This is a genomic window from Staphylococcus microti, assembly GCF_000934465.1.
GTDB classification, from domain to species: domain Bacteria; phylum Bacillota; class Bacilli; order Staphylococcales; family Staphylococcaceae; genus Staphylococcus; species Staphylococcus microti.
The window spans coordinates 90,484-103,724 of record NZ_JXWY01000033.1; the positions used below are offsets into that span (position 1 = coordinate 90,484).

Annotated in this window: 13 protein-coding genes; 8 read left to right on the forward strand and 5 right to left on the reverse strand. The window is 40.4% G+C overall.

Going from position 1 to position 13,241, the window contains the following annotated elements; genetic code table 11:
• Positions 1 to 8: 8 nt before the first annotated feature.
• Entirely contained in the window at positions 9 to 362 is a 354-nt protein-coding gene (locus TP70_RS05275; protein ID WP_044360123.1) for a cyclophilin-like fold protein, read from the reverse strand.
• A gap of 265 nt (positions 363 to 627) precedes the next feature.
• Between TP70_RS05275 and TP70_RS05280 the strand changes: the two genes are divergently transcribed.
• Together TP70_RS05280 and TP70_RS05285 are read left to right on the forward strand one after the other, a co-directional pair.
• The gene (locus TP70_RS05280) at positions 628 to 813 is read left to right on the forward strand and encodes a hypothetical protein (protein ID WP_142382304.1); all 186 of its coding nucleotides are present in this window, start codon (positions 628 to 630) and stop codon (positions 811 to 813) included.
• A 102-nt stretch (positions 814 to 915) separates the two neighbouring features.
• Positions 916 to 1,377, forward strand: coding sequence for a 2-thiouracil desulfurase family protein (locus tag TP70_RS05285; protein WP_044360127.1), 462 nt, complete (start codon positions 916 to 918; stop codon positions 1,375 to 1,377).
• A gap of 30 nt (positions 1,378 to 1,407) precedes the next feature.
• Here the strand turns inward: TP70_RS05285 and TP70_RS05290 are convergent, their stop codons facing one another.
• On the reverse strand, positions 1,408 to 2,265 hold the full coding sequence (locus tag TP70_RS05290) for an oxidoreductase (protein ID WP_044360128.1): 858 nt from the start codon (positions 2,263 to 2,265) through the stop codon (positions 1,408 to 1,410).
• A 156-nt stretch (positions 2,266 to 2,421) separates the two neighbouring features.
• On the opposite strand from TP70_RS05290, the gene panB reads away from it, so the two are divergent.
• Together panB and panC are read left to right on the forward strand one after the other, a co-directional pair.
• Positions 2,422 to 3,213, forward strand: coding sequence for a 3-methyl-2-oxobutanoate hydroxymethyltransferase (panB, locus tag TP70_RS05295; protein ID WP_240627016.1), 792 nt, complete (start codon positions 2,422 to 2,424; stop codon positions 3,211 to 3,213).
• Complete coding sequence (gene panC / locus TP70_RS05300; RefSeq protein WP_044360130.1) at positions 3,210 to 4,055, forward strand: pantoate--beta-alanine ligase; 846 nt, start codon at positions 3,210 to 3,212, stop codon at positions 4,053 to 4,055. The genes panB and panC overlap by 4 nt, the downstream gene beginning before the upstream one ends.
• 39 nt (positions 4,056 to 4,094) lie before the next feature.
• Here panC and TP70_RS05305 read toward each other — a convergent pair whose 3' ends face one another.
• Positions 4,095 to 5,519: an aminotransferase-like domain-containing protein gene (locus TP70_RS05305; RefSeq protein ID WP_044360131.1), complete on the reverse strand. Its 1,425-nt coding sequence runs from the start codon at positions 5,517 to 5,519 to the stop codon at positions 4,095 to 4,097.
• A gap of 160 nt (positions 5,520 to 5,679) precedes the next feature.
• On the opposite strand from TP70_RS05305, the gene TP70_RS05310 reads away from it, so the two are divergent.
• From TP70_RS05310 to TP70_RS05320, 3 genes are all read left to right on the forward strand, one after another.
• Positions 5,680 to 6,294: a LysE/ArgO family amino acid transporter gene (locus TP70_RS05310; protein ID WP_044360133.1), complete on the forward strand. Its 615-nt coding sequence runs from the start codon at positions 5,680 to 5,682 to the stop codon at positions 6,292 to 6,294.
• A 238-nt stretch (positions 6,295 to 6,532) separates the two neighbouring features.
• Positions 6,533 to 9,157, forward strand: a complete 2,625-nt coding sequence (gene ppdK, locus TP70_RS05315) for a pyruvate, phosphate dikinase (RefSeq protein ID WP_044360135.1) — start codon at positions 6,533 to 6,535, stop codon at positions 9,155 to 9,157.
• 2 nt (positions 9,158 to 9,159) lie between these two features.
• The gene (locus TP70_RS05320) at positions 9,160 to 9,969 is read left to right on the forward strand and encodes a pyruvate, water dikinase regulatory protein (protein WP_411914110.1); all 810 of its coding nucleotides are present in this window, start codon (positions 9,160 to 9,162) and stop codon (positions 9,967 to 9,969) included.
• A 124-nt stretch (positions 9,970 to 10,093) separates the two neighbouring features.
• Here the strand turns inward: TP70_RS05320 and TP70_RS05325 are convergent, their stop codons facing one another.
• Complete coding sequence (locus tag TP70_RS05325) at positions 10,094 to 10,285, reverse strand: hypothetical protein (protein WP_044360138.1); 192 nt, start codon at positions 10,283 to 10,285, stop codon at positions 10,094 to 10,096.
• A 189-nt stretch (positions 10,286 to 10,474) separates the two neighbouring features.
• Between TP70_RS05325 and TP70_RS05330 the strand changes: the two genes are divergently transcribed.
• Positions 10,475 to 11,803 (forward strand): sodium-dependent transporter, encoded by a 1,329-nt coding sequence (locus TP70_RS05330; protein WP_044360139.1) that lies wholly within the window; start codon positions 10,475 to 10,477, stop codon positions 11,801 to 11,803.
• Between the two features lie 65 nt (positions 11,804 to 11,868).
• On the opposite strand, the gene TP70_RS05335 is transcribed toward TP70_RS05330, so the two are convergent.
• Positions 11,869 to 13,212, reverse strand: a complete 1,344-nt coding sequence (locus TP70_RS05335; RefSeq protein ID WP_240627015.1) for a carboxylesterase family protein — start codon at positions 13,210 to 13,212, stop codon at positions 11,869 to 11,871.
• Positions 13,213 to 13,241 lie beyond the last annotated feature (29 nt).

The following is a 13,241-nucleotide window of genomic DNA, read 5'->3' on the forward strand; positions in this document are numbered from 1 at the left end:
TTTTTCGATTACTCAGCTATAGCAATGGTTACTGTTACATCGTTATAACCTAAGTGGTCGCTCAGTGATGTGGCGTCGATAAGTTTGCCGAGTCGTGTGTATGTGTATGGCGTGGAAAAGTCTTGATAAAACAGAACGATTGTATCGTTGTCGTATAACATTAAATCGCCACTGTGAATTTGTTGAACAGCTTCTTGTTGTGTTGGGAATGTCGTATCTAATGTATGGTATTTTTCGTTACGATTGAGATCGGTCATTTTGATTTTGAGGGGTAATAGACGCATTAGCTTTTCAGTAGCTGGATTTTCATTAAGTGTAGCAGTGTATGTTTGGTCATGAATCGTTAGTGAAATATTTGTCATTGTTATCGCCTCGTTTGTTGAATTGTACTATTATTGTATGACTATCAATCGTTGGAATCAAAGTATATGTAAATTGAAACAGAAGCCTTTCAAAAGCGGATAAGGTATGTTACAGTAAGCGATGGATTAATTGCTGAAGTGTATCAGTGTACGAATAAAACCGTGCTAGATACGTGAGATAAAAGAAAAATAGATGTTCATCAGTGATGTATATGACGCCTCAGTATATGAATTGGGCGTTTTTCAATTTTAGTAGGAGGAATGTATGATGAAGATGTTTGTGACGTATATCGTGACAACATTGCTTAGCTTTGTAGGTTTTGCGATTGCAGGTTTTGTCGCAAATGATATGGAGTGGTTACAAATCGCTATCATGTCGCTACTTGTCGGTTTATTAGTTACATGGACGTTTAACCCCATTGCCCCATTTAATTTTAAAAAACAACATTAAGCAACTGTTATGAAGAAGTCACCCGTGTATAGGGTGGCTTTTTTTGATGTCGTGACAGGTATGTTAATATAAAAAGAAATCGAGTGTATGGGAAGTGATCGGATGATTGGGATTAGTGCGTGTTTGATTGGTGAAGCCGTTCGCTATGACGGTGGGCATAAACAGCAAACCCAGTTAAAACAACTCGTGGATAACGGCGAAGCAATTGCGATTTGTCCGGAAGTGTTAGGCGGGTTGTCCGTGCCACGAGAACCTTCTGAAATGATAAACGGGGACGGCGTGTCTGTGTGGAGTGGACAAAGTCAAGTAGCAACACAATCTGGTAAAGATGTGACACAAGCGTTTAAGCAAGGGGCGCAAGATGCGTTAAAGATTTTACAACAACATGACATTGATACAGTGATTTTGAAAGAGGGCAGTCCGTCGTGTGGGAGTACGGAAGTGTACGATGGGCAATTTAACGGTACGAAACGACAAGGTGTGGGCGTGACGACTGCGTTGTTCGAACAACATGGGATACGTGTGTACAATGAACATAATTGGCACACAACCTTTCATAAATAGAGGCATGAGCGTACGGACTCATGCCTTTTACTATGCACTTACGTCTAGCCTTTTTAACGCTTGATAACATTGATTAAGTGTAGGTGTATGAAGTTGATAACGCTGTGCTTGCCGATAAATATAACCTTGAATCGCTTCGACTTCGAGGGGGTGTTTATTTTTAACATCATAATACATACTTGTCCCCATCTCATCCGGGTAGCCTGCGTAAATATTCATAATATCTTCTACGGTTGTTGCTGGGAATGTTACCCCACATGCTTTGGCAACGGCTATTCCCTCTGTAATGAGTTCTGAACATAAAGTGTAGACATCTGGGCGTTTTAGGACGCGTGCAGTATCTACGTTCAACGCAGTCACCGTGTTAATCCCTAAATTGACGAGTAGCTTGTACCAAATGGTTTGTAAAATATCATCTTCAAGTACAAGTTCTAAAGCAGTATTGGCAAGTTGTTCAGCCAGTGACGTTGTTGTTTGCGTACGTTGTATATGTAAACGACGGTCACGGAAGTGTGTGACATGCGATCCTTTCTTTTCGCCGCTAATATAGACGACGGCTTGGTATGCTTCGTAGTCTGTTAGTAATTCAAGCTGACCGTAGCCATTTTGCGCTAAGATGACAATTGTGTCAGAGGTTGAGATACGTGCCAAATGCGGTAGCACGGATTGTAGTTGGTGTGTTTTCACTGCGATAAAAATGATGTCGAATGAATCTTCGCATGTTTCTAATGATTGCACGTTGATTGTTGTTTGTGTTTGCTTCTCCCAATCATCATAGTGCAATGTCGTTGTTTGACGTCCGAGAAGTGTGACGTCTGACTCGGGTTTAAGGAGCATGGCGATGGCAGTGCCTACTGCGCCAGCCCCAACCACAGCAATATTTGACATAAGTTGTCTCCTTTTCATGTATTTATGTTCACTATAGCGGGCGTTTAGCATAAAATCAAAGTAAAAAAATTGAATTTAGTAAGCGCTTAATTTACGATGAAAATATTAATATGTGAGAGGTGTCAATAATTGAAAAAGTTAAGGGATTTACAACAAATGAAAGACGCACATGAAAAAATCTCAATGGTAACTGCGTATGATTATCCGAGTGCTAAACAAGTTGAAGCGGCCGGTATTGATATGATTCTAGTCGGTGACTCTTTGGGCATGACAGTACTCGGCTATGAAAGTACGGTTGAAGTGACGCTCGATGATATGTTGCATCATGGTAAGGCTGTAAGACGTGGTGCACCGAATACATTCGTCGTTGTCGATATGCCTTTTGGTACGGTAGGTATTGATTTGGCAACAGACCTTAAAAATGCGAAAGTGCTCTATCAACAAAGTGGTGCCAACGCACTCAAAGTGGAAGGTGGACATCTAACATCGTTTATTCAACAAGCGACGTATCTAGGCATACCGATTGTTGGTCATTTAGGACTTACACCACAAAGTGTCGGTGTAATGGGATATCGCATGCAAGGGGCAACGAAGGAAGATGCGCAAAAATTGATTGATGACGCACAAGCTGTTGCGCAAGCAGGTGCAGTTGCGCTTGTACTGGAAGCGGTTCCGAGTGATCTTGCGCAACACATTAGTGAACAAATCGAAATTCCTGTCATTGGTATCGGTGCAGGGAAGGGTACGGACGGTCAAGTGCTTGTATATCACGATATGTTAAATTATGGCGTAGAACGTACCGCAAAATTTGTGAAACAGTATGGCGATTTTTCAAATGGTGTGGCAGCACTTAAACAATATGGTGATGACGTTAAAAGCAGTGCCTTTCCGTCAGAACAATATACGTACCAAAAACAAATTATGCATGAGGTGGAACAAGAACGATGACACAAGTTGTGACGGAAGTAAAACAGATGCAAGATTTGATGAAAGTATGTAAGCGCCAAGGCAAACGTATTGGCTTCGTGCCAACGATGGGCGCGTTACATGATGGCCATCTAACGATGATGCGACGTTCAGTTGAGAATAATGACGTGACCGTTGCGAGTGTTTTTGTAAATCCTTTACAGTTCGGACCGAATGAAGATTTTGATGCTTATCCGAGACAGTTGGAACAAGATGTGGCAGCTGTAGAAAAAATCGGTGTCGACTATGTATTTCATCCGAGTGTCACAGAGATGTATCCAGATGAATTGGGTGTCCATTTGACGGTCGGACGTCTAGCAGAGGTCTTGGAAGGTGCACAACGCCCCGGTCATTTCGATGGTGTTGTGACGGTCGTGAACAAGCTGTTTAATATCGTACAACCAGACTTTGCATATTTTGGAAAAAAAGACGCCCAGCAGTTAGCTATTGTTGAAAAGATGGTTGCGGACTTTAACCACGCCGTTAAAATTATTGGCGTTGATATTGTACGTGAAGTAGACGGTCTTGCGAAAAGTTCGCGCAACGTGTATTTGACAGACGCAGAGCGACAAGAAGCGGTACACTTATACCAAAGCTTATTATTGGCACAAAAACGCTATGAAGCAGGCGAACGTCAAAGTGATGCGTTAGTGTCGGTCATACGCGAACATTTAGTAGCACACACGTCCGGTCGTATAGAAGAAGTTGCCGTGTACAGTTATCCAGAGTTAGAACCTTGTGAAACGATCGACGGCAGAGTGTTTATTTCGTTAGCCGTTAAGTTCTCAAAAGCACGATTGATTGACAATATCATTATTGAATAAATTTATATAACGTGAAGCACCCCAAAAGGTAGATTGGGTCTATCTTTTGGGGTGTATATTATTTTGATTGATAAGGTGTCGTAACTTCTGAAGGCTGTCGTGTATTTGATCTTTATCGATATAAGCATATGAGAAACGCATGCTGTACTTTTCTTTCACAGAATAGATTTCACCTGGATGAATTAACAAGTTTGATTCAATAGCTAATTGAAACAACTTTTTCATATCAAGAGGGATGTGGAATTTAAACCAAATATAAAACCCACCTTGTACATCCTGCCAACTGCCAATATCAGCAAAATATGTTGTTAAAGCTTCTGTCATAAGTTGTTTTCGTTCCATTAACTGCTTTTTAATGTAAGTGATGTGGTCGTCATGGTACATTTCAAGCCACTTTGTAGCGATAAACTGTGAGATAGAACTTGCACCGTAATCATTTTGCATTTTCAAATCAGCTAAATGACGTATGACACGTTTGTTACCGATGATCCAACCGATTCGCAAACCGGGACTGACAGTTTTGGATAAACTCCCTAAATATAAAACGTGATGACTCGAGTCTAAAGATTTCAATGTTTGTGGCGGTGTACCGTCAAACCAAAGCTCGCTATAAATATCGTCTTCTACAATGGGAATCCCTTTCTTTTTACATTGAGCGAATATTTGTTCCTTTTCCGCAAACGAATAAGTGTTTGAAGTAGGATTGTGCAACGTAGGGTTACAGTAAAAGATGCTATTACTGTAATCCACATCCTCATTGAATAGCGCATGAATGTTGTTTTTAATGTACGTGATGGGCAGTGAAACCATTTTGGAATGGATCTTATGCCATGTACGAATGGAATTGATATATGAAGGTGTTTCAACGATAATTTTTGACTCTGGTACAAGTAAACCGTCAGCAATCAATTTGAGCCCTTGCAAAGCACCCGAAGTGATACAAATTTCATCGACGCTACAAGAAATGCCTCTGCGTGCAACTAGACGTTTAACCTGAGTTCTTAAAGCAAGGCTCCCTTGAGGTGCTTCGTAATTTGATGATAGATGTTGTACGATATCTTCTTGAATGATTTTTTTAAAAGTTGCATTTGGAATGAGTTCAGGAGACAATTCTCCAGTCCCAAGCCTAACCATATTATCAAGAAATTCACAGCGATTAATTTCTCTAATATAAAATTGATTATTGGCAGTCGGGCTATTGCCTATGTAATCTTGCCAGTTCAAATTATTGTGAACATACTTATTCCAACCGTGATTTGATACATAGATGCCACTTCTTTCTCTACTATCGACGACACCGTAACTTTTTAGAATATCCATTACTGTAACAATAGTCGAGCGATTGACGTGATATTGTTCAGCTAGAGCACGTTGAGAAGGTAACTTCATACCTGCTTCCAATTCGCCACTGTTGATAGCATGTAATAGATCATCAATGATTTGTTGATATTTCGGTTTGTTCATAGGACGCCTCCCATCTGGTTGGTCTCAAAAATGTGACTGGATGATTTCTTCGTAGGTGTCATGGTGTATGCTTTTGAAAAAGGAATTCAATTAAAGAACATCTTATCAAAGTTTTTAACTCGTTGCATGTTCAAAAATATTCACAAGGAGCGTGATGTCTATGCTACAAGCAACGCTACACGGCTTGTTATTAGCGTTAGGGTTAATATTACCTTTAGGGGCGCAAAATGTATTTGTATTCAACCAAGGGGCAAATCATAAATCATTTAAGAAAGTATTGCCTGTCGTCATTACGGCGGGGTTGTGCGACACGTTGCTCATCTTGCTTGCGATTTTAGGTGTTTCATTGATTTTGAGTCAGTATCCGTCGTTACAGTTAGTAATCTATCTAGTAGGGCTCATGTTTTTGCTGTATATGGCATGGTCCCTATGGAAAGAACAACCGAGTCAGGCGACGACGCAGCCGCCGATGTCAGCGCGTAAGCAAATTGGCTTTGCGCTTTCCGTGTCCTTGCTCAATCCACATGCGATTATGGATACGATTGGTGTGATTGGAACAAGTGCCTCGATCTACATTGGGAGTGAAAAAGTTGCGTTTGCCTGTGCAACGATTGCGGTTTCTTGGTTATGGTTTATTGGGTTGGCATTTTTAGGCAAACAACTCGGTCGCATTGATAAAACAGGAAAGTACATTGTCATTTTGAATAAAGTGTCGAGTGTGATCATACTCATTGTCGCGATGTTGATCATCAAAAACATATTGGCATTGATTTAACTATAAAATATGACATACCAATACAAGATGTTATGACCTTATTTGCAGGGTTGTAGCATCTTTTTTGTTGCCGTAATATAGCTGTTTAAAGCCGCAAAAACGATGTTTGTGACCGGTTCTAATTTTGACGAAAATCATAACTTTTTTAAAACCGCTATATTTTTGATTGTCATTTTCGATTAAATATGACATACTTTTTATTATTAGTATGACACATTAAAATGATGAGGTGACATGTATGTCGAAATTAGTATATGCATTTGATGAAGGACATAAGGACTTGAAAGATTTATTAGGTGGTAAAGGGGCAAACCTTTCTGAAATGAAGCGTTTAGGTTTACCTGTGCCAGATGGTTTTACAATTACAACTGAGGCGTGTATCGACTATCTTCGTCGTGGTCAATCATTATCAGATGAAGTTAAAGTACAGTTGACTGAACAATTACAAGCTTTTTCAGAACGTACGGGTAAAGCTTTTTCTTCAGAAGATAACTTATTGCTTGTGTCAGTACGTAGTGGGGCTAAAATTTCAATGCCTGGTATGATGGATACGATTTTAAACTTAGGATTGAATGATGCAAATGTTGAAAAGTTAGCTGAGAAAACAAATGACGCGCGCTTTGCTTATGATTGTTATCGTCGTTTGCTTCAAATGTTTGGCGAGGTTGTTTACAACATTCCTATGACCGCTTTTGATACATACTTTGACGGTTATAAGAAAGAACATGGTTATGTAAACGATGCGGACATTCCAGCAGAGGGCTTGAAAGAAATCTGTAACCACTATAAAGAAGTCTATGTTGAAAATGCATATAAACCATTTCCGCAAGAACCGATTGATCAATTGTTAGAAGCGGTTGAAGCGGTATTCAAATCATGGGATAACGATCGTGCACGTGTATATCGTGACTTAAATGATATTCCACACGACATTGGTACAGCGGTTAACGTACAAGAAATGGTATTCGGTAACAGTGGTCCTAAGAGTGGGACAGGTGTTGCATTCACACGTAACCCAGCGACGGGTGAAGCGAAATTATTCGGTGAGTACTTGTTGAATGCACAAGGTGAAGACGTTGTAGCCGGTATTCGTACGCCGCAAGACATCGCAACATTGAAAGAACAGTTGCCAGATGTACATGCAGCATTTGTGAAAGTGTCTGAAGAACTTGAAGCGCATTACAAAGATATGCAAGATATTGAATTTACAATTGAAAATGAACAGCTTTATATTTTACAAACACGTAACGGAAAACGTACCGCAAAAGCAGCGATTCAAATAGCGGTAGACCTTGTTGAAGAAGGTGTATTAACGAAAGAAGAAGCTGTGACAAAAGTTGATGTGAAGTCGATTGATACATTGTTACACCCAACGTTTAAAGAAGAAGCGTTGGCAGAAGCGGAAGTCATTTCTAAAGCAGGTTTACCAGCGAGTCCGGGTGCGGCAACAGGACGTGTTGTGTTCTCAGCTGAAGATGCGAAGTTGCGCGCTGAACAAGGGGAAAAAGTGATTTTAATGCGTCCAGAAACGTCTCCTGAAGATATTGAAGGTATGATTGCGAGTGAAGCGATTGTGACAACGCATGGTGGTATGACATCACATGCGGCAGTAGTGGCACGTGGTATGGGTAAATGCTGTGTAACAGGTTGCTCGGACTTAGATATCGACACAATTAATAAAACGGTGACATATGGTGGTAACGTAATCCGTGAACTTGATGAAGTATCTGTAGATGGTGCGAATGGTGACCTTTATGTAGGTGCGGTTGAGACGACGAATGCGGAAAATAGTGAAGCATTTGATCAATTTATGCAATGGGCGAAAGACGTTGCGAGACTTGATGTGCGTATGAATGCGGAGACAAAACCTGATATTGAAGCGGGTTACCAATTCGATGCAATCGGTATTGGCCTTGTGCGTACGGAGCATATGTTCTTCGGTGCGGAACGTTTAGTTGAAATGCGTCGCTTTATTTTATCATCGGATCAAGAAACACGTATTCAAGCATTGAACAAAATTCGTGACTATCAAACTGAGGACTTTGAACAAATCTTCCGTCTATCAGGTGAACGTCCTACGATTGTTCGTTTACTCGATCCACCATTGCATGAATTCTTGCCAAAAGGCGATGATGAAGTGCGCAATGTAGCACAACAATTAAATATTTCTGAGCAACAATTAAATAAACGTATCGCAGAGTTACACGAAACAAACCCAATGTTGGGTCACCGTGGTTGTCGTCTTGCGATTACGTACCCAGAATTATACGTGATGCAAGCTGAAGCGATTATGGGCAGTGTGGCACGCTTAAAAGCAGAAGGTATAAACTGTAAGCCAGAAATTATGATTCCGCTTGTTTCAACAGTAGAAGAATTTAAATTATTGAAAGCGCAAATCGTTGAATGTATCGACAAGCTTGCGGAAGAAACAGGTCAATCATTAACGTACTTGATTGGTACAATGATTGAAACACCACGTGCATGTATGGTAGCGGGTACGTTGGCAGAGGAATGTGACTTCTTCAGCTTTGGTACGAACGACTTAACGCAATTAACATACGGTTTTTCACGTGATGACGCTGGTAAGTTCATCAACGAATATGTAACAAATCAAATTTTAGAAGTAGACCCATTCCAAACAATTGATAAAGACGGTGTCGGTGCGTTAATTGATATTGCGGTAACACAAGCAAAAGCAGCGAAACCAAGCATTAAAATCGGTGTTTGTGGTGAATTAGGTGGCGATCCAAAATCAATTGGATACTTCAACAACTTAGCGATTGACTATGTATCATGTTCACCATTCCGTGTGCCAGGTGCGATTCTTGCGACGGCACAAAGTGAGGCTGAGAGAGGAAGATAGTAGTGAGCAAGCAACAGTTAACAATCTTTATCGTGTCGGATGCGCTAGGAGAAACCGCCCAGCGCATGACACACGCCGTAATGGGGCAGTTTCCGAATTTGGATCAAGTACAAATTAAGAAATTCCCATTTATTAATAGCGAGCAAGATTTACGTACGATACTTGAACTGGCAGTACAAAAAGAGGCAATCGTTGTGACGACGCTTGTCTCTCCTAAATACAATGAGATGGGTAAAGCGTATGCGAAAGACCATCAAATTCCATATGTAGACTACATGTCTGAATTAATGGGGTTTGTCCAAGAAAAAACGGGCGTCGAACCTGTTGCAGAAACTGGAATGATTCATAAGCTCGATGATGATTATTTCAAACGTATCGAAGCAATTGAATACTCCGTAAAATATGATGACGGCAAGCATTTTACAGATATTGGCGAAGCAGATGCGCTGATTCTCGGTGTGTCTCGTACGTCTAAAACACCGCTCAGCATGTATTTGGCGAATAAAGGCTATAAAATTGCGAATATCCCGCTCGTGCCTGAAGTAGGTATTCCAGATGAAGTGTTTAAGCAAAAAAATCTGAAAGTGTTCGGTCTGACGGCGAGTCCGCAATATATTATGAACATCCGAACGGAACGTGTGAAAGTGCTAGGTATTTCGGGCAAGGCAACGTACAATGACTTGGCACGTATTAAGAAAGAACTGGCATATGCAGAAGAAGTATTTGCGAAGTTGAACGCAACGGTTATTAATACAGAATATCGTTCGATTGAGGAATCTGCGTTTTATATAGAGAAGTTTTTACAAAAGTAGTGATTCGGTAAGTCATAGGAGTTTTAACATTTGAATACACAAAAACAGCGTGTTTCTATTAGAAAGGCATGATGCATAGTGCCCTTCTTGAAACACGCTGTTCTTTAATAGTCTGACTGCTTATTTACTGAACACGTTTCCCACGCTTGTCTGTTGTTGGTACGACAAAGTAAAGGACTGCGAATACGACGATAGATGCAAAAGTGACAGTAGCTGTGATCGCAGGACTTAAATTGAATAATACAGACGATAAAGCACACAGTGTACTAATAATAATTGCAATGAGATAGCAACGTTCTTTCATTTTTTGTGTCATCATTTCACCTCTTTGTTCAATCTAATCATACCAAAAGAAGCAAGATATTCAATGTTTACACAGAATTTTCATAATATTTTTTAGAAAAAAGAATTGTACTTTATTGATTGCTTCTTTATAGTATGTTATAGTTCTATTCAATTACTATTAAAAATACTTTATCGCTTTAAAGTAGAAAGGGTGAAAAGATTGCTGAAAGAATCGCAATGGAAAACGTCAACAGGATTTATATTAGCAAGTGCTGGTTCTGCAATTGGCCTCGGTGCGATGTGGAAGTTCCCATACATGGCAGGTATGTATGGTGGCGGCGCATTCCTACTGATGTTTTTATTATTTACAATACTTGTCGGATTACCCCTCCTGATTATGGAGTTTATAGTTGGTAAGGTCGGCCGTACATATACAACGGAGATTTACAGTAAGTTAACGGGAAAGAAATGGCTCAATCTTATCGGCTGGAACGGTAATATTGCGGTATTTGTATTATTCGGTTTTTACAGTGTAATCGGTGGCTGGATTGTTATTTACATCGGTATCGTATTGATGCAATTATTGCGCGTGTTACCATCGGGCTTGCAAGATATCCAATTTGAAGCGATCATTAGTAACCCAGTTTACACAATTATGGGGCAGTTTATTTTTATCGGTCTCACATGTGTTATCGTAATGTTAGGTGTACAAAAAGGATTAGAGAAAGCATCTAAAATTATGATGCCCTTGCTGTTTATTTTCTTGCTCATCATTGTTGCGAAAGCATTAACATTAGATGGCGCAATGGACGGTGTACGCTACTTGCTACAACCACGTATTTCGGATATTACGATGGAGTCGATGCTCTTCGCTCTAGGTCAATCATTCTTTGCACTTTCACTCGGAACAACCGGGATGATTACTTATGCAAGTTATGCACCTAAAGAAATGACGATTAAGTCTTCAGCTATTAGCATTGTTGTGATGAACATCTTTATATCCATTCTTGCTGGTTTGGCGATTTTCCCAGCGCTTAAAGCGTTTGGATACGAGCCGACTGAAGGGCCGGGCTTATTGTTTAAAGTTTTACCATTAGTGTTTGATAAAATGCACTACGGAACATTGTTCTATGTCGTCTTTTTAATTTTATTCTTATTTGCGGCGTTAACATCTTCTATTTCATTATTGGAATTAAATGTGTCAAACTTAACACGTAATGATAATACGAAGCGCTCACGTGTCGCATTATTAACAAGTATTGCGGTACTCATCATTAGTATTCCAGCAATGTTGTCATTCGGTTCATTGAGTCATGTACAGTTTGGTGCAGGAACGATTTTTGATAATATGGACTTTTTAGTTTCTAACTTATTAATGCCACTCGGTGCGTTGGCAACAACATTAGTCGTCGGTCAATTTTTAGATAAAGATTTATTAATCCAAGGCTTTGGTAAAGACCGCTTTAAATTTTTCTATCCATGGTATGCCTTAGTCAAATATGTGTTACCATTCGTTATTTTAGCTGTTTTTATTTTACAATTACTATAATTCATAAAGAAAAACACTTTCGTCAGATTCATTTCGAGTCTATGCGAAAGTGTTTTTTTGTTTTGCTAGCGATATTCGATGTGTAGGGACTGGAGTTGGCTTGTATAAGCGAACGTACATAAGTCGTGAATCATACGTTGACTTAAATGATATTCATGAGCATTAACATCCGCGCCTTGCGCTGCGATAATATCGAGACGTCCGAACCAAAATGCCACGTCCAGTATGTGATATGCACTGTCGTACAAAGGGTGTGTGAGATGTGACCAATCAAATTGATAGGTGTACAAGTCTGTGTGGGATTGCATCGTCTTCACATAGGTTTGGAATGGTTCGAGAAAATAATGCTGCGTAATATAATCTCGCTGTTGTTGTGCTGTTTCAATATCGTCAGCTTTCAGTACTTTAAGCCCTGCACGTGTTACGACCTTTTGAAATTGTGTAGGTGTTAACTTTTTATGCTCATTTTTAATATAAATATCACCTTCAGCTGTTGTAACTCCCATCCATACCGGGCATGGTAAAACGGCATAAGGTGTCATTGGCATTTGCGGTGTTGCTGTCGGTTGATACAACAGCTCGAGTCCTTTGGATTTACCGTACTGTTCTTGGTGCGCTGACATCAGCGTCAAAATTGATTCGGACGACAAAGCCTCCCATGGTATATCAGGAAACATTCGACTTTTCAGTGCTTGAAATTCGTGTGCTTTTCGTCGTGCTTGTTCAACGGTGTCAGGCTGTAAAGTGCCACTCAGCATGACCGCATTGTTTACGAGTGGTGCGACATCTGACTGTTGTAGCAATGCTTGGATGCTCATTGCGCCGGCAGACTGCCCCATTAATGTGATACGAGTAGGGTCACCACCAAATGCTGCGATGTAGTCGTGGATCCATTGTAAGGCACATCGTTGATCGGATAGGCCATTATTGGCATCCCATGACGGACAGATAGCAGACCAGTCTAAAAAACCGAGTGCACCGAGTCGATAGTTGCATGTTACGACAATAACGGGTTCTTGTTGAACGATTGCGTCAGGTTGATAAAGATCCTGGGCGCTATGACCATTAACGAAACTGCCACCGTATAGGTAGAAAATGACAGGCAGTGGTTGGTCGCTCCGAATGTTGTGTGGGCGCCAAATATTTAAAGTAAGACAGTCTTCATCTTGGAGGTGTACACGGTTTTTAACAGAGAAGAAAGATTCTAACGTGTTGACGGGCTGGATTGGAATTGGACTAAATTGTGTAGCGTCCCGTTCGCCTAGCCAAGCATGTGTGATAGGTTGTGCATGTCGGAAACGGTTCTGACCGATGGGCGGTTGGGCGTATGGAATGCCTTTAAAGACGTCATAGTTATTCTGTCGACTACCACGAATTGTTCCAAGCTTTGTTTGAACGCGTGTCATCATGTTCACCTCTTTCTATGTACATTGTATAG

Bases quoted from the DNA above. Each gene is read 5' to 3' on its own strand.
- TP70_RS05275 (WP_044360123.1), bottom strand. From the start codon at position 362: ATGACAAATATTTCACTAACGATTCATGACCAAACATACACTGCTACA.
- TP70_RS05280 (WP_142382304.1), top strand. From the start codon at position 628: ATGATGAAGATGTTTGTGACGTATATCGTGACAACATTGCTTAGCTTT.
- TP70_RS05285 (WP_044360127.1), top strand. From the start codon at position 916: ATGATTGGGATTAGTGCGTGTTTGATTGGTGAAGCCGTTCGCTATGAC.
- TP70_RS05290 (WP_044360128.1), bottom strand. From the start codon at position 2,265: ATGTCAAATATTGCTGTGGTTGGGGCTGGCGCAGTAGGCACTGCCATC.
- panB (WP_240627016.1), top strand. From the start codon at position 2,422: ATGAAAGACGCACATGAAAAAATCTCAATGGTAACTGCGTATGATTAT.
- panC (WP_044360130.1), top strand. From the start codon at position 3,210: ATGACACAAGTTGTGACGGAAGTAAAACAGATGCAAGATTTGATGAAA.
- TP70_RS05305 (WP_044360131.1), bottom strand. From the start codon at position 5,519: ATGAACAAACCGAAATATCAACAAATCATTGATGATCTATTACATGCT.
- TP70_RS05310 (WP_044360133.1), top strand. From the start codon at position 5,680: ATGCTACAAGCAACGCTACACGGCTTGTTATTAGCGTTAGGGTTAATA.
- ppdK (WP_044360135.1), top strand. From the start codon at position 6,533: ATGTCGAAATTAGTATATGCATTTGATGAAGGACATAAGGACTTGAAA.
- TP70_RS05325 (WP_044360138.1), bottom strand. From the start codon at position 10,285: ATGACACAAAAAATGAAAGAACGTTGCTATCTCATTGCAATTATTATT.
- TP70_RS05335 (WP_240627015.1), bottom strand. From the start codon at position 13,212: ATGATGACACGCGTTCAAACAAAGCTTGGAACAATTCGTGGTAGTCGA.